Source organism: Campylobacter sp. S4:11, from assembly GCF_024723695.1.
Lineage (GTDB): Bacteria > Campylobacterota > Campylobacteria > Campylobacterales > Campylobacteraceae > Campylobacter_D > Campylobacter_D jejuni_C.
This window is the reverse complement of sequence record NZ_JANQDC010000117.1, coordinates 1-323: the sequence shown is the minus strand read 5'-3', so window position 1 is coordinate 323 and position 323 is coordinate 1. Positions and strand designations below refer to the sequence as shown.

Below are 323 nucleotides of genomic sequence, written 5' to 3'. Positions count from 1 at the left end.
AGATAGTTTTTGTATATAGGCTATTTTTAAATTATTGATTACTTGTATAGACATAAGTTTATAATTATTATATTCTTGATTAAAGTGATTAAGATTTTCTAAAAATATTTTATACTCATTGATATATTCTTTTTCATCTTGTATATTATCTAAATATTTAAGACTTTGATTGAAAATATTATTATTGTAAAAATTACAAGAAAAACTATCAAAATTAAATTCTTTTAATAAATTACTATTTTTATCATCTATAGAACATAAAGGAGCAAAGGAATTTTGTATGTTTTTGTAGTAGGGGTAGAGAGAGTGGGCGGTGGATGTTG

1 protein-coding gene is annotated in these 323 nt (G+C 21.4%); it reads right to left on the bottom strand.

Annotated elements, in window-relative coordinates; translation table 11 throughout:
* Nucleotides 1-323 (bottom strand): hypothetical protein (locus CAMP5053_RS08480; RefSeq protein WP_442863264.1); only part of this gene is annotated, 323 nt, incomplete at both ends.